Genomic DNA, 18,348 nt, shown 5'->3' with positions numbered 1-18,348 from the left:
ATATGAGGGCTTTTTTATGGCAATAGAAAAAATTACAACGGCAAAATGGATTTGTCAGTTCTATCCTACAGGGCACAGAAACACCTCGTGCGTAGGCAGTTCACCATTAAAGGGGAGGCAATGGCTTTTGAATGTTGCACAATGGAAAAACTGAAGCTAAGCCATGACCATGTGCTGTGCTTACCTAGCACTGGAGCATCTTGAAGCCACGTTACGCTTTACCCCTCTATCAACCATGAGTAAGTAAATCATTTGCCTGGGTAATACAATGTCGCAAGTAAAACCGCCACATTGATGTACTGTGCCAACTTGTAAATGGTGTGATCAATTCTCTCTGAGAGGGTGTTACCATCCCATGTTTGAATACCCCCCCTCCCTAAAGTTATAGTCAGAGCGATATATGCCGAACCGGCCTTAATGCAATTAACACTAGACGGCTCAATACCCCACACATACCAGATGCCAACCATGACGGCAGCAAAAAGCACAAAATTGGTCATTGCCGCCGAATGAAGTTTTTTTCGTAATTGTTGAAACGCATTACTAAAATTAGGGTTACTGTACTCATCAGGGAAAATTTTTTTAACGTACCACTCAAAACCCTTTCTAGGACTAAGCAGCAGTAACATAGAGGCAATCAACAGCTTCAAGGCTCATCCTAAGTAAACTAACCATCGGCCCGCAGTATATATTTTCGCTTAGGGTCAGAAATAAGTAATGAATGCCAAGTGGCGACAAAGTGGCGCATCGGTTGGCATTTCCCGGTAATCGCCACTCCTAACCACTAACCAAACTCATTGATTATCTTACATTTTATTTTTTACTAACCCATTTACATAAATGGTTTTTTGTTGTCTGAATTCCCTCTCCTTGCACCCTGCCATCCTTCACCCATACTTTCTCAACCTCAGTCCTCAAAGGTCATTCCCTATGTTATTAAAAAACAAAGTCGCCGTGATATTCGGCGGAAGCGGCGCGATTGGCAGCGCGGTGGCGAGAACGATGGCTCGCGAGGGAGCGCAGGTTTATCTTGGCGCGCGTCGCAAGGATAAACTGGATCGAATCGTGAGTGATATTCGTGCTGCTGGAGGTATCGCTGAGGCTTTTATTGTCGATGTCCTTGATGAGTCGGACATGATCGCGAAGACGGCCCAACTGGCGCAACGCACCGGCGGCTTTGATGTTGTGGTGAACGCAACAGGCTTTATGCACGACCAGGGCAAAACCGTCGCACAATTAGGCCTTGCTGAATTTTTGCAGGGCATCACCCCTTTCCTCTCCGCCCAGTTCACTATTGCCAAAGCCGTCTCGCCGCATATGGGCGGGGAACGCCGTGGCGTTATCCTCAGCGTCGTTGCCCCCGCAGGGGCAATGGCGATTGCCGGCCATTCAGGCCACCTTGTGGGCTGTGCGGCGACTGAAGCCTTTACAAAAGCCCTCGCCGTTGAACTTGCCTCGCGCCAGATTCGCGTGATCTGCCTTCGTTCCCATGCGATTGTCGATGCGGTTCAGGCAGGATCCTATACTGGCGAAATTTTTGCCGCTAAAGCACAAGAAATGGGACTGTCGATTGATGAATGGTTAGAAGGCGCGGCGCAAAGCACGATGCTTAAGCGTTTGCCTACCCTTGCTGAGGTTGCCGAAGTCATGACGTTTTTGGCCTCGGAGAGCGCCAGCGCCATGACTGCAACGGTCGTTAATATGACGGCAGGCGCGACCACAAGTTAAGTCTGTGAGCCCGCGATGCGTTTCACCATCAGCAGGATCTCCTCGCGGGCAGACGGTGTGCGATCAGTGACAAAATGCAGCGTCATACCTTCTATAAAGGCATCCAGCGCGCGGGCCGTGCCCGGTGAAAACCACTGCTCAAGAGTTTGCTGGCTGCGCTGCATCCAGTTTTGCATCACCGTTTTTAACGCGGGTTTCCGGCTGGCAAAGGCATAAAGTTGATACATCAACGCCATATTTTCCGGCGTGGTAATTTGCGAACTGTAGATCATTTCAGCAATCGCCAGACAAGCCTCCTCCGCGTCAGCAACGCCCTCGAAGAAAGCCTGGTACTGCGACGACATTGTTTGCGTAAACTGTGCGAAGGCTTCGTCCAACAGTTCATCAATCCCGGAAAAATAGTAAGTCAACGACCCCAGCGGAACCCCGGCAATGGTAGCGATTTTGCGGTGCGTTACGGCATGAATACCATGCTCTTTAATCGCGTCCAGCGTCGCGATAATAATTTTTTCTTTGCGCTGCGGATCGTTAGCACGTCGCATGTTGAATCCTCACAACAGGTTTATGTACAAATGTACACAACCTTGCTAAGGTTGTCGCCTGTCTTTCTCTTCAGATGTGACGTTCATGACTGCCATTTCACCAGGCAAAGCCCTGCAACGCCGAACCTGGGCGCTGTTTATGTTTTTCTTTCTGCCCGGCCTGCTGATGGCCTCCTGGGCGACACGTACCCCTGCTATTCGCGACACGCTCTCTGTTTCGACTGCAGAAATGGGCGCGGTGCTGTTTGGACTCTCCATTGGTTCAATGAGCGGCATTTTATGCTCCGCCTGGCTGGTAAAACGTTTTGGTACCCGAAAAGTGATCCGCACCACGATGTCCTGTGCGGTCGTCGGCATGCTGATGCTTAGCCTTGCCCTCTGGCTCACCTCGCCGCTGCTTTTTGCTGTGGGACTGGGCGTATTTGGTGCCAGCTTTGGCTCTGCGGAAGTCGCAATTAACGTCGAAGGTGCAGCGGTAGAGCGCGAAATGAACAAGACCGTGCTGCCGATGATGCACGGGTTTTATAGTTTAGGCACGCTGGCGGGCGCGGGCGTGGGTATGGCTCTGACCGCCTTTGGCGTGGCAGCGACCACACATATTATCCTGGCCTCGCTGGTGGCCATCGCGCCAATTTTCATTGCCATTCGGGCGATACCAGAAGGTACGGGCAAAAACAGCGCTGATGGCTCGCACAGCGTTGAAAAAGGCATTCCTTTCTGGCGCGATATTCAACTGCTGCTGATCGGGGTAGTCGTCCTGGCAATGGCTTTTGCTGAAGGTTCCGCTAATGACTGGCTACCGCTGCTGATGGTCGACGGCCACGGTTTTAGCCCCACCTCCGGCTCACTGATTTACGCAGGCTTCACCCTCGGGATGACCGTTGGGCGCTTCACCGGCGGCTGGTTTATCGACCGCTACAGTCGCGTGGCGGTGGTGCGGGCCAGTGCGCTGATGGGTGCGCTGGGGATTGGGCTGATTATCTTCGTGGACAGCGCCTGGGTAGCGGGTGTGTCGGTGGTCCTGTGGGGACTGGGGGCATCACTCGGCTTCCCGTTAACGATTTCCGCCGCCAGTGATACCGGCCCCGATGCGCCAACCCGGGTCAGCGTGGTGGCGACTACCGGCTATCTGGCGTTCCTTGTGGGACCGCCGCTGCTCGGCTACCTTGGCGAGCACTACGGCTTACGTAGCGCCATGCTGGTGGTGCTGGCGCTGGTACTGCTCGCGGCGGTTGTCGCAAGGGCCGTTGCTAAACCGAATTCAACTACGCAACCTGCAGTGGAGAAAGGATAAATGGGTATTAAGTTAATTGCAGTCGATATGGATGGCACCTTTCTGAGCGATCAAAAGACCTATAATCGCGAACGCTTTCTGGCGCAGTATCAGCAGATGAAAGCGCAAGGAATTCGTTTTGCTGTCGCCAGTGGCAATCAGTATTACCAGCTCATCTCCTTTTTCCCGGAGATTGCCCATGAGATCTCGTTTGTCGCAGAAAACGGCGGCTGGGTGGTGAGTGAAGGGCAAGATATCTTCAATGGCGATCTGGCAAAAAGCGATTTCACCGCCATCGTTGATCATCTGTTAACCCGCACGGACGTTGAGATTATCGCCTGCGGCAAGAACAGTGCGTATACCCTGAAGCAGTATAACGATGAGATGAAAGCAGTCGCGAGGATGTACTATCATCGTCTTGAGTTTGTGGATGATTTCAACAACATCAACGACGTGTTCTTTAAATTCGGCCTGAACATATCTGACGATCGAATCCCTGAAGTCCAGTGCGCGCTGCATGACGCTATCGGCGACATTATGGTGCCAGTCCATACCGGTTACGGCAGCATCGATCTGATCATTCCCGGCGTTCACAAAGCCAACGGGCTGCGCCTGTTGCAACAGCGTTGGGGCATTGATGATGACGAAGTGGTGGTGTTTGGTGACGGCGGAAATGACATTGAAATGCTGCGCCAGGCCGGCTTTAGTTTCGCGATGGAAAACGCGGCTGACGTCGTGGTCGCGGCGGCGAAATACCGCGCCGGTTCGAATAACCAGGAAGGCGTGCTGGATATCATTGATAAGGTCTTAAAGAACGAAGCGCCATTTCGTTAACCCCTGACGGCACTGCGCTCTATTCGGCCAACAGCGATCCCCTGTAGGCCGGATAAGGCGCTTGCGCCGCCATCTGACAAGATGTCCGAAACCGGTCTGCTTCCGCGCTACCCTTCCCGCGTATTGCCGACCTGTTTATCCTTCAGGAAAATCACCGTCAGCACCAGCCACAGGATGCCGTTCGCCAGGTTAAACAGACTGAACAAGCTGTTGCCACCGCCAAGATAAGCATATTTGCTTAACTCGATACCCACGGTGAAGATCAGCATCTGTAGCATCCCCATCGCCGCCGAAACCGTCCCCTTGCTCATATCGCTGGCAAACAGCGTGAGACGGACCAGCCCGGCGTTCGCCACGCCAATACCAAACGCATAGACGCTCAACCCCGCCGTCATCCATAGATAAGCGTGAGAAGAGACAACCGTGGCGGCCGCCGCGATGATAAGCCCCAGCATAATTGGCCAGCCGCCCATGATGATCAGTGAACGCACCGTGCGCCGTGAGGTCAGTCGCGCCAGCACCAGGTTGCCGACGATCAGCGCACCAAAAATCGGCACCTGCAACAGCCCGTATTCATAGCTGCTCAACTGCTCGCCGCTGATGATAATAATGGGCGACTGTGCAATCCACGCCAGCAATGGCAGGCTGACAAATCCCAGCGCCAGCGCACCTGCCACAAAGCGCCCGTTTTTTAGCACCTGTTTGTAATCGGTACCGAGCGCCTTCAGAGACAGCGTTTCGCCCATACGCGTGGCGGTTTCCGGCATTGCACGTTGCAGACCAAAGAAAGCGATCGCCGCCAGTGCCGCAAACAGCACGAACATTCCTTCCCACGGCAGGACATGCACCCAGGCCGCGCCAACCAGCGGGCCAAGGAGCGGCGCAATCAGCGCCACGTTGGCCATTAGCGCAGTGATCTTAATGCACACGGCCTCTTCAAACGATTCCTGAATGGCCGCATAGCCCACCGCACCGATAAAGCACAAGCTGATACCCTGTAAAAAACGCAACAGGGTGAATTGCTCAATGCTTTGCGCCAGCAGCGTCGCCAGGCAGGTGACAATGAACCACACCACCCCGGCTAACATTACCGGGCGACGGCCAATACGGTCCGACAGCGGCCCTAACAGCCACTGCAAAAACATGCCGCCTGCCAGATAGGCGGTCATCGAAGTCGGTACCCAGTCAATTCCTGCCTGATATTGTTCCACCACCGCCAGCATGCCGGGTTGGATCATATCGTTGCCAATGTAGGTAGAGAATTCGTAGAGCACCAGACAGAGAGGGAATAGCAGCGCCTGACGTCCAAGCCGGGCACCTTGTTGTAAACGGTTTTGCATGCAATCTCTTCGTTATTAAAAAATCGCGCAAAGTGTAATGAAACTGCGTCTTCTGAGATAGTGAATTATGCGTGGCGACAGCAAATTAGGCACATTTTTACAGTATTGCCAAAATCAGCATGTTGAGTTATCCCAAACTCTCGATTCAACAGGGCGGGATGGGTGACTAAACAGAGGAAAAAAGAGTAATATTATGCACTCTGTGTGGTGCAGAGCGCTGAATTATTCGTCCAGGGGAACTATGGAAACACGTCGCGAAGAGCGTATTGGTCAATTGCTGCAGGCGCTGAAACGCAGCGATAAACTCCATCTTAAGGAAGCCGCGACCCTGCTGGGCGTTTCTGAAATGACGATCCGCCGCGATCTCAATAACAACAACGCGCCAGTGGTTCTTCTCGGTGGCTATATTGTGCTGGAGCCGCGTAGCGCCAGCCATTATCTGCTAAGCGATCAAAAATCCCGCCTGGTGGAAGAAAAACGCCGCGCCGCACAGCTGGCCGCGAGCCTGGTGCAGCCTCATCAAACGCTATTTTTTGATTGCGGAACTACGACACCGTGGATCATTGAGGCCATTGATAACGAGCTGCCTTTTACTGCCGTCTGTTATTCGCTGAACACTTTTCTGGCTTTGCAGGAAAAACCGTTGTGCCGTGCGATCCTTTCTGGCGGAGAATTTCATGCCAGCAATGCGATATTCAAACCGCTCGACGCCCAGGAAACGCTGAATAATATCTGCCCGGATATCGCATTTTATTCTGCGGCGGGCGTACACATCAGTAAGGGTGCCACCTGCTTTAATCTGGAAGAATTACCGGTTAAACATTGGGCAATGTCTCGCGCGCAATATCATGTGCTGGTTGTTGATCACAGCAAATTTGGTAAGGTGCGTCCGGCGCGGATGGGGGAATTAAAGCGCTTCGATGTCGTGGTAAGCGACGTCTGCCCGGACGATGAGTTTGTCAGCTTTGCGAAAGCGCAGCGGATCAAATTGATGTATTAACGCGAAATCTGAAGGCCGGGTAAGCGTCTGACGCCATCCGGCCATTTTCTCTTTACGAGAACCAGCTTCCAAACCACTGGTGGAATTTCAGCGACACGAAATCCCACATCCGTCCAAAGAATCCGCCCTCTTCGACGGCGTCCATCACCATTAATGGACGTTGCTCAATCGATTTTCCGTTTAGCTGGAAATCAATGGTGCCGACCACCTGGCCTTTTTTCAGCGGTGCGGTGAGTTGCGGTTCCGTCAGCGTAAAGCTGGCTTTCAGGTTTTTCAGTTGGCCGCGGGGAATGGTCACTGACCCCGCGTCTCCGGCGCCAAGATTCACTTCGCTCTTGTCACCAAACCAGACGCGCTGGGTCACAAAGGTGGCATCCGGTTTGATGGGCGTTACCGTTTCATAAAAGCGGAAGCCCCAGGTCAGCAGCTTTTCTGACTCATTGAAACGAATACGGTCAGTTTTGGCGCCCAACACCACGGAGATCAGGCGCATGTCACCCTGCGTTGCCGACGCGACCAGGTTATAGCCCGCTCCCGCCGTGGTCCCCGTTTTCATGCCATCGACGTTGACATTGGAACTCCACAGCAGACGGTTGCGGTTAGGCTGGCGAATATTATTAAAAGTGAACTCTTTTTCTTTGTGGATCGCGTACTCTTCCGGAACATCGCGGATCAACGCTTTACCCAGCAGCGCCATATCGCGCGCGGTACTGAACTGCCCCGGTGCATCAAGACCATGAACCGTCTGGAAGGTGGTGTTCGTCAGCCCCAGCTTTTTAGCGTAACCGTTCATCAGACCGATGAACGAATCCTGGCTCCCGGCAACATAGTCCGCCAGCGCGATACAGGCATCGTTACCGGACTGAATAATCACCCCTTTATTGAGGTCGGAAACAGCAACCTGGTCGCCAGGCTTCAGAAACATCACCGAAGAACCGCGCAGCGCCGGATTACCTGTCGCCCAGGCATCTTTCCCGATCGTCACCTTATCGGTCAGCTTGATTTTGCCCGCTTTAAGCGCTTGCCCAACCACATAGCTGGTCATAATTTTGGTTAAACTGGCCGGATCCAGTTTTTCATCCGCATTGCCTTCCGCCAGCACCTTGCCGCTGGCGTAGTCCATCAAAATCCACGCTCGTGCATCCACAGTTGGCGGCGCAATGGTTTGCTCTGCTGCCGTTACTACCGGGGCGAAAAGGAATAACAGTGCGGAACCCGCTGCGAAATTACGAAGGGAAGAAGCATATTGCGTCATATAGGCCACCCGAGTATCCATTCAAAAAAAAATACGTCATACCACCGTATAATAAGTGCGGTGAGTAATAACGCACTAAGAAGCGTAAGGGAACCGTAAGTTGGTAAAGTTTTTAAAGTTTATGCAATAACAGCACTCTACGCTGCACCCGCACCGATTTTTTTATTGGTAGTTGCGAAATTGTTAGGTTTATCTCACCATGAGGAGAGAACGCAACTGAGGCTGTCCATTATTGAGGGGTAACTATGATTACGCTGTGGGGTCGGAATAACTCAGCTAACGTCAAGAAAGTCTTATGGACGCTCGAAGAGCTGGAACTGCCGTTTAACCATATCCTGGCGGGAGGTCAGTACGGGCTGAACCATGACCCAGACTTTCTGGCGATGAACCCGAACGGTCTGGTACCGCTGCTGCGCGATGATGAAAGCGACGTTTTGCTGTGGGAATCCAATACTATCGTGCGCTATCTGGCTGCCCAGTATGGACAGAATCGCCTTTGGGTTGATTCCCCGGCGCGTCGCGCGGAAGGCGAAAAATGGATGGACTGGGCCAACCAAACGCTCGCGCCCGCGCATCGCATCGTCCTGATGGGGCTGGTTCGCACGCCGCCGGAGCAGCGCGATCATAAAGCGATTGAGGCCGGAGCAAAGCAGTGCGATGAGCTGTTTGAAATCCTCGACGCGGCACTGGCGAATCAGACCTGGTTCTCGGGTGATGCGTTGGGGACGGGTGATATCGCCATCGCCCCGTTCGTCTATAACTTGTTTAACGTCAACCTGAAGTGGACGCCGCGGCCGCATCTGGAGCGCTGGTACCAGCAACTGACCGAGCGCCCGGCGTTCCAAAAAACCGTTATGATTCCGGTCAGCTAAGCGTATTAGCTGCGCGGACTGACTTTCAGTAATTCGCCATCGGACTCGTCGGTTAAGACATACAGGTAGCCGTCGGGTCCAACGCGCACATCACGAATTCTCTGCTCGCGCTCGCCGAGGATTCGTCCCTCCTCGGTCACTTTATTGCCGTGAATGCCCATCACAATCACATCTTTGTCTTTCAGCGCGCCGATGAACAGCTTTTGTTTCCACTCGGGGAATGTGTCGCTGTTGTAAAAGGCCATGCCGCTAAGAGCCGGGGATTTTTTCCAGTAGAAAATCGGCTGTTCAGTGCCGTCAACAATCTCCCCCTTCGCTTCAGGGATCTTAAACCCGCTGTAGTTAATGCCCCAGGTTGCCAGCGGCCAGCCGTAATTCTTCCCTTTTTCGGGAATGTTGATCTCATCCCCTCCGCGCGGGCCATGCTCGTTCAACCACAGGACATGACTCCACGGGTTCATCGCCATTCCCTGTGGGTTGCGAATACCGTAGGACCAGATTTCAGGCCGGACGCCGGGTTTATTCACAAACGGGTTGTCAGTGGGAATTTTACCCTGCTCGGTCAGGCGCACCACCTTTCCCTGCAACTTGTCGAGATCCTGCGCTGTCGGGCGCTGATTGTTTTCACCAAGACCAATGTACAGATACCCCTTCCCGTCGAATACCAGTCGCCCGCCAAAATGGTTACCGGTTGAAAGTTTGGGCATCTGGCGAAACACGGTCTGGAAGTTTTCCAGCCGCGAGAGGTCATCGCTGAGTCGTCCATAACCCACTGCCGTACCCGCTTTGCCCTGCGCATCGGCCTCAGCAAAGCTCAGCCAGACTCGCCGCGACTGGGCAAAATCAGGAGCCAGCGCCACATCCAGCAGGCCGCCCTGACCTTCCGCCCAGACCTTTGGTACGCCCGGAAGCGGATCGGAAAGCCCTTTCCCCGCCTGCCAGTGACGCAGTTGGCCCCCTTTCAGGGTGATCAGCAGTCCTTTGTTATCCGGGAGAAAAGCCAACGCCCAGGGATGGTCAAGTTTGGTTTGCAGCACCTCGACATGTACTGTGGGCGTTTCGGCCTGCAAGAGTGACGAACCTAGCAGCAGCGGGAAAAGCAGAAGTAACGATCGACGCATAACGCCTCCTTGATGACTCTGGAATAAAGCGTAGTCAGCGAGAAGCGTCAGGGATTCATTTTTACAAAAGCTTAATATGAAGGGGGAGTTGCCTCCCCCCGATTTCAGGCGTGCTCAAGCGTTGAGTGAGCTTGCAGGCTCTGAATACTTAATGTTAACGCCGTCAGGCTCGCCTCAAGTTTTTCGGCGTTGACGGCAATAACGGTTGGGCAGTCATGGCGACCGCTCATCATGCACACTGCAGCGGCGGCTAACGCGCCTTCAGCATGGTGCAGCGCATCCCATTCTTCCTGATCGAGATGCAGGTTCAGGCGCAACGATTTATCGTGCAGCTCGCGGTTCAGTTCGAAAAAATTATCACGTAGATGATCATTCTCGCTGACTGACATATATCCTTTTGCCTTCCTTAGCTGCAGATACGCAGCGAGGTCGACCCTGGCGTTGATAAGTTTATCCAGCAGATCGCTTCTCAGTCTGTCAACGAACATACTTAGTCCCTCCTCTTACGTCCATGGTGCAACTTAATAGTATGGTCGTTTTTTGTACAATGCTCTGCCTCAGATCAATTATTCACTCCGAATTAACATAATTTACATTGTTACTATAATCATATGCAGGTTTAGCGCACCGACAAGCGTGAGATTGCGATACAATTTTTATGCAGAACTCTGTAGAATCCCTGCCCTGTCCATTCCAATAACTGAACAATTTTTAAGCTATGAGCAAAGTTACCCCTCAGCCGAAAATCGGCTTCGTTTCCCTCGGCTGCCCCAAAAACCTCGTCGATTCGGAACGCATCCTGACTGAACTGCGTACCGAAGGTTACGATGTGGTCCCGAGCTATGACGATGCGGATATGGTGATCGTCAATACCTGCGGTTTTATCGATAGCGCCGTGCAGGAATCCCTGGAGGCCATTGGTGAAGCGCTGAATGAAAATGGCAAGGTCATCGTTACCGGCTGTCTGGGCGCAAAAGAAGATCAGATCCGCGAGGTCCATCCTAAAGTGCTGGAAATCACGGGTCCTCATAGCTATGAGCAGGTGCTGGAGCACGTTCACCACTACGTGCCGAAGCCGCAGCATAACCCGTTCCTGAGTCTGGTGCCGGAACAGGGCGTAAAGCTGACCCCGCGTCATTATGCCTATCTGAAGATTTCTGAAGGCTGCAACCATCGTTGCACCTTCTGCATCATCCCGTCTATGCGTGGTGACCTGGTAAGCCGCCCGATTGGCGATGTGTTAAGCGAAGCAAAACGTCTGGTTGATGCGGGTGTGAAGGAGATCCTGGTGATTTCCCAGGACACTTCCGCGTATGGCGTGGATGTGAAGCACCGCACCGGTTTTTATAACGGCGAACCGGTGAAAACCAGCATGGTCAGCCTGTGCGAGCAACTCTCTAAACTGGGCATCTGGACGCGCCTGCACTATGTCTATCCTTACCCGCATGTCGACGACGTGATCCCACTGATGGCGGAAGGCAAAATCCTGCCGTATCTGGATATCCCACTGCAACACGCCAGCCCACGTATTCTGAAACTGATGAAGCGCCCGGGCTCCGTTGACCGCCAACTGGCGCGCATCAAGCAATGGCGCGAAATCTGCCCAGAGCTGACCCTGCGCTCCACGTTTATCGTCGGCTTCCCGGGTGAAACGGAAGAGGATTTCCAGATGCTGCTGGATTTCCTGAAAGAAGCGCGTCTTGACCGCGTTGGCTGCTTCAAATACAGCCCGGTTGAAGGTGCGGGCGCCAATGAGCTGCCGGACCAGGTACCGGAAGAGGTGAAAGAAGAGCGCTGGAACCGCTTCATGCAGTTGCAGCAGCAGATTTCTGCTGAACGCTTGCAAGAAAAGATCGGCCGCGAAATCCTGGTCATCATTGATGAAGTTGACGAAGAAGGCGCGATTGGCCGCAGTATGGCGGATGCACCTGAAATCGACGGCGCGGTCTATCTGAACGGCGAAACCGGCGTGAAACCGGGCGACGTGATTCGCGTGAAAGTGGAAAACGCCGACGAATATGATCTGTGGGGCAGCCGCGTTTAAGTGACTAATGCCGGATGGCGGCGTAAACGCCTTATCCGGCCTACATGCCCGTGCCATTTGAGATTTTGTAGGCCCGGTAAGCGTCAGCGCCACCGGGCAATTTTACCCCTTAATCTTTGGATCCAGCGCGTCGCGCAGCCCGTCACCCAGTAAATTAAACGCCAGCACGGTCAGAAAAATCGCCACCGCCGGGAACAACGCCACATGCGGCGCAATCACCATATCCGCCCGCGCTTCATTTAGCATCGCCCCCCACTCCGGTGTCGGCGGTTGCGCCCCCAACCCCAGAAACGACAGACTTGCCGCCGAAATAATCGACGTGCCAATGCGCATGGTAAAAAAGACCACAATTGACGAAACGGTCCCCGGCAAAATATGGCTGAAAATGATGGTGGTATCGCTGGCACCAATGCTACGGGCCGACTCGATAAATGTTTGCCGCTTGAGTACCAGCGTATTGCCACGTACCAGACGCGCGAATGCCGGAATGGAGAATATCGCCACCGCGATAATCACATTAGCGATCCCGCTGCCGAGCACAGCCACCACGGCAATCGCCAACAGGATACCCGGAAAGGCAAACAGCACATCGCAGATACGCATGATCAACCGATCCCACCAGCCTTCATAATAGCCCGCCAGCAACCCCAATACCGTGCCGATGAACGCGCCAATCAACACCGCAAAGACCCCTGCCGCCAGAGAGATTTGCGCCCCGACCAACACGCGGCTAAAGATATCTCTGCCCAGAGAGTCGACGCCAAACCAGTGCATTACCGACGGACCGTCATTCAGCCTGTCGTAATCGAAATAATTTTCCGCATCAAAAGGCGTCAGCCAGTGGGCGAAGATAGCCACCAGTATCAGCAACAGCACAAAACAGCCCGCAACTAACGCCACATGCTGACGGCGAAAGCGCCGCCAGAACTCAAGCCACGGCGTGCGTACCCGGTCGGGTTTAACCATCGGCATGGCATTTAAAATCGCCTGACGGCGCCAGTTAAGCAATCGCATCCTTACTTGTACCTGATAGCCGGGTTAATGGCGGCATACAACACATCCACCACTAAGTTGATAAGAATAAATTCGAGCGAGAACAGTAATACCTCGGCCTGAATGACCGGGTAATCACGCATTTCGACAGAGTCCACAAGCAGACGCCCCAGCCCCGGCCAGTTGAATACCTTCTCTACCACGATCGAACCGCCGAGCAGAAAGCCAAACTGTAAGCCCATCATAGTGACCACCGGGATCATTGCATTACGCAGGCCGTGCTTGAGCACCACCCACGTCTCGCTTACCCCTTTTGCCCTCGCGGTACGCATGTAATCTTCACTTAGCACATCAACAAACGAAGCGCGGGTAAAACGGGCCATCACCGAGGCAACTGCCGCGCCGAGAGTGACTGAGGGCAGAATATAGTGCAACCCGCTGTCGGCCCCAACGGTTGGCAACCAACCCAGTTGAACGGAGAACACCTGCATTAGCAGCATCCCCAGCGCAAAGGCCGGAAATGAGATCCCCGTAACAGCCAGCGTCATGCTGAGTCGGTCTGGCCAGCGGTTGCGCCAAACCGCAGCGACAATACCCGCCGCCATCCCGAAAAGCACAGCCCAGGTCATGCTGCTCAACGTGAGCCAGAGCGTAGGCATAAAGCGGCTGGCGATCTCCTCAGAGACAGGGCGTCTGGAGACCATGGAAATGCCAAAATCGCCCTGTAATACGTTGCTCATGTAATGCCAGAATTGTACGTACAGCGGCTGGTCAAGGCCAAGCTGCTGACGAACCAGCTCCACCACCTGCGCATCGGCCTCCGGCCCGGCAATCAGCCGCGCCGGATCGCCTGGCAACAGGTGAACAAACAGAAAAACCAGCACCGCCACAATCAGCAGGGTCGGAATCAACCCCAGCAGGCGCTTAATGACATAATTAAACATCACGCTCCCGGTGTGCTTATTTCAAATCGGCATCGTCAAAACTGAACCCGGTATCTGGCATAATCCAGAATCCGGTCAGATTTTTGCTGTGCGCAGAAACCAGTTTTTCCACCACCAGCGGGATCCACGGCGACTCTTTCCAGAGAATATCCTGCGCCTCTTTGTATAGCCGAATTTTCTCTTGCGGATCGGTGGTTTTCAGGGCATCGGTAAGATCGGTGTCCACCTGCGTATTGCTGTAGAAGGCGGTGTTAAACAAGGTCGGCGGCCAGTTTTGCGAGGCGAACAGCGGTGAAAGCGCCCAGTCAGCCTCACCGGTCGAGGCCGACCAGCCGGTATAGAACATTCTGACCCCGCTCTCTTTCTGCCCTTTACCCTCGACTTCCGCCGCGCGCTGTCCGGCATCCATCGCCGTTACCTGCACCTTAATGCCCACCTGCGCCAACTGCTGCTGCGTAAACTGTAGTACCTTCTGAGCAGTACTGTGATTATGCGACGACCACAGCGTGGTGCTGAAGCCGTTCGGGTAACCCGCCTCTTTCAGCAACTCTCGCGCTTTCGCCGGATCGTAGGGCCACGGCGCGTAACTTTGCGCTCCGGCGATAGACGGCGGCACCACGCCGGTCGCTGGCGTGGCATAACCGGCAAACGCGACTTTCACCAGCGCCTGACGGTTAATGGCATAGTTCAGGGCTTCGCGCACCTTCAGGTTATCGAACGGCTTTTGCGTCACGTTCATACTGATGTAACGCTGCATAATCGACGGACTGGCGACCAGTTCGAGATTCTTGTTTTTCTGCAGTAGCGCCGCCTGTTCATAAGGGATCGGGAATGCAAACTGCGCCTCGCCCGTTTGCAACATCGCCGCACGGGTATTGTTATCGGTGACCGGACGCCAGGTGATGGTGTCGAGCTTCGGCAACCCCTGCTGCCAGTAGCCGTCGTATTTTTTCACCTTCACAAAGTCCGTTTGATTCCACGTTTCCAGTACATACGGACCGGTTCCCACCGGGTGGAAGCCGATTTCTTTACCGTATTTCGCCAGCGCCGCCGGAGAGATCATTGCCGTCGCCGGATGCGCCAGGATATTAATAAACGCCGAGAATGGCTGCTTCAGGGTGATTTTCACCGTCGACGGATCAACCGCCTCTGTTGAGGCAATATTTTTATACAGGTTATAACGCTTGAGGCTGTTATCAGGGTTACTGGCGCGATCGAGGTTAATTTTTACCGCTTCGGCGTTGAAGTCGGTACCGTCCTGGAATTTCACCCCCTGCCGCAGCTTGAGGGTATAGGTCAGACCGTCATCGGAGACGGTATAGCTCTCCGCCAGCACATTCTTCAGTTTCATCTCTTTATCAAGGCCAAACAGCCCCTGATAAAACGACTTTGCGACCGCCTGCGATAAGGTGTCGTTGGCGTCGTAGGGGTCGAGCGTGGTGAAGTTGGAGCCCACTGCGACAACGACATCTTTTGCCGCAAATACCGGAGAGGCGATCAGCGTCGCGGTTGCGCCCATTGCCAACAGCCAATGTCGGGCTTCGAAATTTATCATATTTTTTCTCCTGAACCCTGCCTGAATGTAATGTTATGGACGTGCGACATAATGTCCGGGACCGACTAACTGCAATGAAACTGGTGAAGGCGCTTCCCCACGCCGATAGATGTTGCTGGGAAGGGTATCTGATAAAAGTACTCGTGGTGGACGATGCCGACCTGGATCCGCCACTGGAACCGCCGCCATTAACTTTCGTGTATACGGATGCTGTGGATTTTCAAACAACGCTGCACGTGAGCCGATCTCAACAATCTGCCCCATGTGCATGACGGCAACACGGTGACTGATACGCTCGACCACCGCCATATCATGCGAGATAAACAGATACGCAATCCCCATTTCCCGCTGCAGATCGAGCAACAGGTTGATAATTTGTCCGCGGATAGAGACGTCCAGCGCGGAAACCGACTCATCGGCAATAATCACTTTTGGATTAAGCGCCAGCGCGCGGGCAATGCAGATACGCTGACGCTGACCGCCGGAAAACTCATGCGGATAACGCCACGCATGTTCCGGCCGCAGGCCAACGCGCTCAAGCAGCCATGCCACACGAGTCGCCGCCGCATCGCCCTGCAACAGGCCATGGACCTGCAGCGGTTCCATTATGGAATATCCGATGGTCTTGCGCGGGTCGAGCGAGGCATAAGGATCCTGAAAGATAAACTGAATGTCGCGACGCAGGGGCTGAAGTTTGCTGGCGGGCAAGGTATCAATGCGCTGACCTTTAAAAATAATTTCGCCTGACTGCGATTCTACCAGCCTCAACAGCGCCCGCCCGGTGGTCGATTTACCGCAGCCCGACTCCCCGACCAGCGACAGCGTCTCGCCGGGCCAGAGTTCAAAACTGACGTTTTCCACTGCATACACTTCTCGCGTTACGCGGTTTAAAATGCCGCTGCGCAGCGGGAAACGGGTCACCAGATTGCGGACCTGTAAAATGGGTTCACCGTCCACGACCGTGTTCTGATCCAAAGGTGGTTCGCTTTTATCCGGGGCATTTGGCGAGACGAGCGGAAAGCGGCGCGGCCAGGGCAGGCCTTTCATTGCGCCTAACGTCGGCACTGCGGCCAACAGCGCTTTAGTGTAGGGATGCTGCGGGGTGCGAAAGAGTTGCTCAACGCTGCCGGTTTCGACGGCTTCCCCCTGATTCATCACCAGTACCCGATCGGCAACATCGGCCACCACGCCCATATCGTGGGTGATAAAAATTACGCCCATCGACATCTCTTGCTGCAACACTTTAATCAGTTGCAGGATCTGCGCCTGGATGGTGACATCCAGCGCGGTGGTCGGTTCATCGGCAATCAACACCGCCGGACGGCATGAAAGCGCCATGGCAATCATCACTCGCTGGCGCATACCACCAGAAAGCTGATGCGGATAGCGGGAAAGAATCGCCTGCGCCTCCGGAATACGTACCTGATCGAGCATCCGTTTGGCTTCTGCCATCGCTTCCTCGCGCCCCAACCCCTGATGCAGGCGGATGGATTCTGCGATCTGCTCTCCGACGGTAAATACCGGGTTGAGCGAGGTCATCGGTTCCTGAAAAATCATCGCGATATCGGCACCGCGAACGCGCTGAAGCTGCGAAGCACTTTGCTCACCCAGCTCAATGACCTCCCGATTACGCCGCCGAAGGAGCATCCGCTCGCACTGAATTTCACCACCTGACTGTTCAATCAGACGCATTAACGCCAGCGCCGTGACTGATTTTCCCGAGCCGGACTCACCGACTATCGCCAACGTTTCACCCCGCTTCAGGCGAAACGAGAGATGACGCACGGCATCAGTACGCTGTCTGTCCTGGACAAATGCAATATTCAGATTGCTGACGGACAGCACGTCGCTGACGTCAAGCTCATCACTGTGTGGCAACGGTGTCCCCTTTTTCCCGGTAGATCCCGGTTGTTGGCCTGTCTCCGGCATATCCCCAGGCGCGGTACATGCCTTCGCAGTTAAATGGCAGGGCGATATTCCCTTCATGATCGACAGCGATTAATCCACCGCTGCCGCCCAGTGCCGGCAATTTTTCCATTACCACGCGCTCGCAGGCTTCCGCTAAGCTCAGACCGCCGTAATCCATCAATGCGGCAATGTCGTAAGCGGCCAGTGCGCGTATAAACACCTCGCCCGTTCCGGTACAGGAAACGGCAACACTGGCATTGTTTGCATAACACCCCGCGCCGACTAACGGACTGTCGCCGACGCGACCGGGTAATTTATTGGTCATACCGCCCGTCGACGTTGCTGCCGCCAGGTTGCCCTGCAGGTCCAGCGCGACGGCGCCAACGGTGCCCATCTTCGTGTTTTCATCCAGCGGCGCACCGCTATGATCAAGCACTGTCTCACCCTGTGCGCGCGCCGTCAGTAGCTGTTCGTAGCGTTCTGGGGTGGCAAATAGCTGCGGAGAAACAAGCGCCATCCCCTGCCCGGCGGCAAATTGTTCCGCGCCCGTTCCAATCATCATGACGTGGGGGCTACGCTCCATCACCAGCCTTGCGGCAAGAACTGGATTACGCAACCGGCTGACGCCCGCCACCGCTCCGGCATTCAGAGTATTGCCATCCATTACGCAGGCATCCAGCTCATGGGTTTCGTCGCGGGTATAGACCGCGCCAATCCCGGCATTAAACAGCGGACATTCCTCCAGCAGACGCACGGCTTCCGTCACGACATCCAGCGCACTCTCCCCTGCCTCCAGCATTTTTTGTCCGGCTTCCACAATGTCTGACAGTGCCTGGATATAGCGTAATTCCTGCTCGTGGCTCATCTGCGAACGGCTGATGGCCCCAGCGCCGCCGTGAATTGCAATAACTGCTTTGCCCATGGTTATCGTCCGTCTTC

17 protein-coding genes are annotated in these 18,348 nt (G+C 54.3%); 6 read left to right on the top strand and 11 right to left on the bottom strand.

From position 1 onward, the window contains the following. Window positions 1-248 precede the first annotated feature (248 nt). Entirely contained in the window at window positions 249-650 is a 402-nt protein-coding gene (locus HVY19_RS07380) for a hypothetical protein (RefSeq protein ID WP_181683686.1), read from the bottom strand. A gap of 280 nt (window positions 651-930) precedes the next feature. On the opposite strand from HVY19_RS07380, the gene HVY19_RS07375 reads away from it, so the two are divergent. Beyond that, entirely contained in the window at window positions 931-1,728 is a 798-nt protein-coding gene (locus HVY19_RS07375; RefSeq protein ID WP_181683685.1) for an SDR family oxidoreductase, read from the top strand. Here HVY19_RS07375 and HVY19_RS07370 read toward each other — a convergent pair. Continuing rightward, the gene (locus tag HVY19_RS07370; RefSeq protein WP_181683684.1) at window positions 1,725-2,270 is read right to left on the bottom strand and encodes a TetR/AcrR family transcriptional regulator; all 546 of its coding nucleotides are present in this window, start codon (window positions 2,268-2,270) and stop codon (window positions 1,725-1,727) included. The genes HVY19_RS07375 and HVY19_RS07370 overlap by 4 nt on opposite strands. 85 nt (window positions 2,271-2,355) lie before the next feature. On the opposite strand from HVY19_RS07370, the gene HVY19_RS07365 reads away from it, so the two are divergent. Together HVY19_RS07365 and HVY19_RS07360 are read left to right on the top strand one after the other, a co-directional pair. Next, the gene (locus tag HVY19_RS07365) at window positions 2,356-3,564 is read left to right on the top strand and encodes an MFS transporter (protein ID WP_181683683.1); all 1,209 of its coding nucleotides are present in this window, start codon (window positions 2,356-2,358) and stop codon (window positions 3,562-3,564) included. Continuing rightward, complete coding sequence (locus tag HVY19_RS07360; RefSeq protein ID WP_181683682.1) at window positions 3,565-4,377, top strand: Cof-type HAD-IIB family hydrolase; 813 nt, start codon at window positions 3,565-3,567, stop codon at window positions 4,375-4,377. Window positions 4,378-4,484: 107 nt separating this feature from the next. On the opposite strand, the gene HVY19_RS07355 is transcribed toward HVY19_RS07360, so the two are convergent. Continuing rightward, window positions 4,485-5,717, bottom strand: coding sequence for an MFS transporter (locus HVY19_RS07355; protein ID WP_181683681.1), 1,233 nt, complete (start codon window positions 5,715-5,717; stop codon window positions 4,485-4,487). Between the two features lie 241 nt (window positions 5,718-5,958). Here HVY19_RS07355 and deoR point away from each other — a divergent pair, with 241 nt between their 5' ends. Further along, a complete protein-coding gene (gene deoR / locus HVY19_RS07350) occupies window positions 5,959-6,717 on the top strand; it encodes a DNA-binding transcriptional repressor DeoR (RefSeq protein WP_181683680.1) in 759 nt (252 codons plus the stop codon). Between the two features lie 52 nt (window positions 6,718-6,769). Here the strand turns inward: deoR and dacC are convergent, their stop codons facing one another. After that, window positions 6,770-7,972, bottom strand: a complete 1,203-nt coding sequence (gene dacC, locus HVY19_RS07345; protein ID WP_181683679.1) for a serine-type D-Ala-D-Ala carboxypeptidase — start codon at window positions 7,970-7,972, stop codon at window positions 6,770-6,772. Between the two features lie 245 nt (window positions 7,973-8,217). On the opposite strand from dacC, the gene HVY19_RS07340 reads away from it, so the two are divergent. Next, window positions 8,218-8,844 carry a glutathione S-transferase family protein gene (locus HVY19_RS07340; protein WP_181683678.1) on the top strand — a complete coding sequence of 209 codons (627 nt, stop codon included), beginning with the start codon at window positions 8,218-8,220 and terminating at the stop codon, window positions 8,842-8,844. Window positions 8,845-8,849: 5 nt separating this feature from the next. Here HVY19_RS07340 and HVY19_RS07335 read toward each other — a convergent pair whose 3' ends face one another. Together HVY19_RS07335 and bssR are read right to left on the bottom strand one after the other, a co-directional pair. Continuing rightward, complete coding sequence (locus HVY19_RS07335) at window positions 8,850-9,965, bottom strand: PQQ-dependent sugar dehydrogenase (RefSeq protein WP_181683677.1); 1,116 nt, start codon at window positions 9,963-9,965, stop codon at window positions 8,850-8,852. 104 nt (window positions 9,966-10,069) lie between these two features. Continuing rightward, window positions 10,070-10,453, bottom strand: a complete 384-nt coding sequence (gene bssR / locus HVY19_RS07330) for a biofilm formation regulator BssR (protein ID WP_181683676.1) — start codon at window positions 10,451-10,453, stop codon at window positions 10,070-10,072. Between the two features lie 230 nt (window positions 10,454-10,683). Between bssR and rimO the strand changes: the two genes are divergently transcribed. Further along, the gene (gene rimO / locus HVY19_RS07325; protein ID WP_181683675.1) at window positions 10,684-12,009 is read left to right on the top strand and encodes a 30S ribosomal protein S12 methylthiotransferase RimO; all 1,326 of its coding nucleotides are present in this window, start codon (window positions 10,684-10,686) and stop codon (window positions 12,007-12,009) included. 102 nt (window positions 12,010-12,111) lie between these two features. On the opposite strand, the gene gsiD is transcribed toward rimO, so the two are convergent. Genes gsiD through iaaA form a run of 5 tightly spaced genes read right to left on the bottom strand, consistent with a single transcriptional unit; the run spans window position 12,112 to window position 18,331 of the window. Beyond that, window positions 12,112-13,023 (bottom strand): glutathione ABC transporter permease GsiD, encoded by a 912-nt coding sequence (gene gsiD / locus HVY19_RS07320; RefSeq protein WP_181683674.1) that lies wholly within the window; start codon window positions 13,021-13,023, stop codon window positions 12,112-12,114. 2 nt (window positions 13,024-13,025) lie between these two features. Next, complete coding sequence (gsiC, locus tag HVY19_RS07315) at window positions 13,026-13,946, bottom strand: glutathione ABC transporter permease GsiC (protein ID WP_181683673.1); 921 nt, start codon at window positions 13,944-13,946, stop codon at window positions 13,026-13,028. 16 nt (window positions 13,947-13,962) lie between these two features. Next, the gene (gsiB, locus tag HVY19_RS07310; protein WP_181683672.1) at window positions 13,963-15,501 is read right to left on the bottom strand and encodes a glutathione ABC transporter substrate-binding protein GsiB; all 1,539 of its coding nucleotides are present in this window, start codon (window positions 15,499-15,501) and stop codon (window positions 13,963-13,965) included. A gap of 33 nt (window positions 15,502-15,534) precedes the next feature. Further along, on the bottom strand, window positions 15,535-17,379 hold the full coding sequence (gene gsiA, locus HVY19_RS07305) for a glutathione ABC transporter ATP-binding protein GsiA (RefSeq protein ID WP_181683671.1): 1,845 nt from the start codon (window positions 17,377-17,379) through the stop codon (window positions 15,535-15,537). After that, window positions 17,366-18,331, bottom strand: a complete 966-nt coding sequence (gene iaaA, locus HVY19_RS07300) for a beta-aspartyl-peptidase (protein ID WP_181683670.1) — start codon at window positions 18,329-18,331, stop codon at window positions 17,366-17,368. Before iaaA ends, gsiA begins: the two co-directional genes overlap by 14 nt. Between the last annotated feature and the right edge of the window lie 17 nt (window positions 18,332-18,348).

It is taken from the genome of Citrobacter sp. RHB25-C09, from assembly GCF_013836145.1.
Lineage (GTDB): Bacteria > Pseudomonadota > Gammaproteobacteria > Enterobacterales > Enterobacteriaceae > Citrobacter_A.
This window is presented reverse-complemented; position numbering and strand designations above follow the sequence as displayed.

Coding starts and splice junctions, on each gene's coding strand:
- HVY19_RS07375 (WP_181683685.1), top strand. CDS start 931: ATGTTATTAAAAAACAAAGTCGCCGTGATATTCGGCGGAAGCGGCGCG.
- HVY19_RS07370 (WP_181683684.1), bottom strand. CDS start 2,270: ATGCGACGTGCTAACGATCCGCAGCGCAAAGAAAAAATTATTATCGCG.
- HVY19_RS07365 (WP_181683683.1), top strand. CDS start 2,356: ATGACTGCCATTTCACCAGGCAAAGCCCTGCAACGCCGAACCTGGGCG.
- HVY19_RS07360 (WP_181683682.1), top strand. CDS start 3,565: ATGGGTATTAAGTTAATTGCAGTCGATATGGATGGCACCTTTCTGAGC.
- HVY19_RS07355 (WP_181683681.1), bottom strand. CDS start 5,717: ATGCAAAACCGTTTACAACAAGGTGCCCGGCTTGGACGTCAGGCGCTG.
- deoR (WP_181683680.1), top strand. CDS start 5,959: ATGGAAACACGTCGCGAAGAGCGTATTGGTCAATTGCTGCAGGCGCTG.
- dacC (WP_181683679.1), bottom strand. CDS start 7,972: ATGACGCAATATGCTTCTTCCCTTCGTAATTTCGCAGCGGGTTCCGCA.
- HVY19_RS07340 (WP_181683678.1), top strand. CDS start 8,218: ATGATTACGCTGTGGGGTCGGAATAACTCAGCTAACGTCAAGAAAGTC.
- HVY19_RS07335 (WP_181683677.1), bottom strand. CDS start 9,965: ATGCGTCGATCGTTACTTCTGCTTTTCCCGCTGCTGCTAGGTTCGTCA.
- bssR (WP_181683676.1), bottom strand. CDS start 10,453: ATGTTCGTTGACAGACTGAGAAGCGATCTGCTGGATAAACTTATCAAC.
- rimO (WP_181683675.1), top strand. CDS start 10,684: ATGAGCAAAGTTACCCCTCAGCCGAAAATCGGCTTCGTTTCCCTCGGC.
- gsiD (WP_181683674.1), bottom strand. CDS start 13,023: ATGCGATTGCTTAACTGGCGCCGTCAGGCGATTTTAAATGCCATGCCG.
- gsiC (WP_181683673.1), bottom strand. CDS start 13,946: ATGTTTAATTATGTCATTAAGCGCCTGCTGGGGTTGATTCCGACCCTG.
- gsiB (WP_181683672.1), bottom strand. CDS start 15,501: ATGATAAATTTCGAAGCCCGACATTGGCTGTTGGCAATGGGCGCAACC.
- iaaA (WP_181683670.1), bottom strand. CDS start 18,331: ATGGGCAAAGCAGTTATTGCAATTCACGGCGGCGCTGGGGCCATCAGC.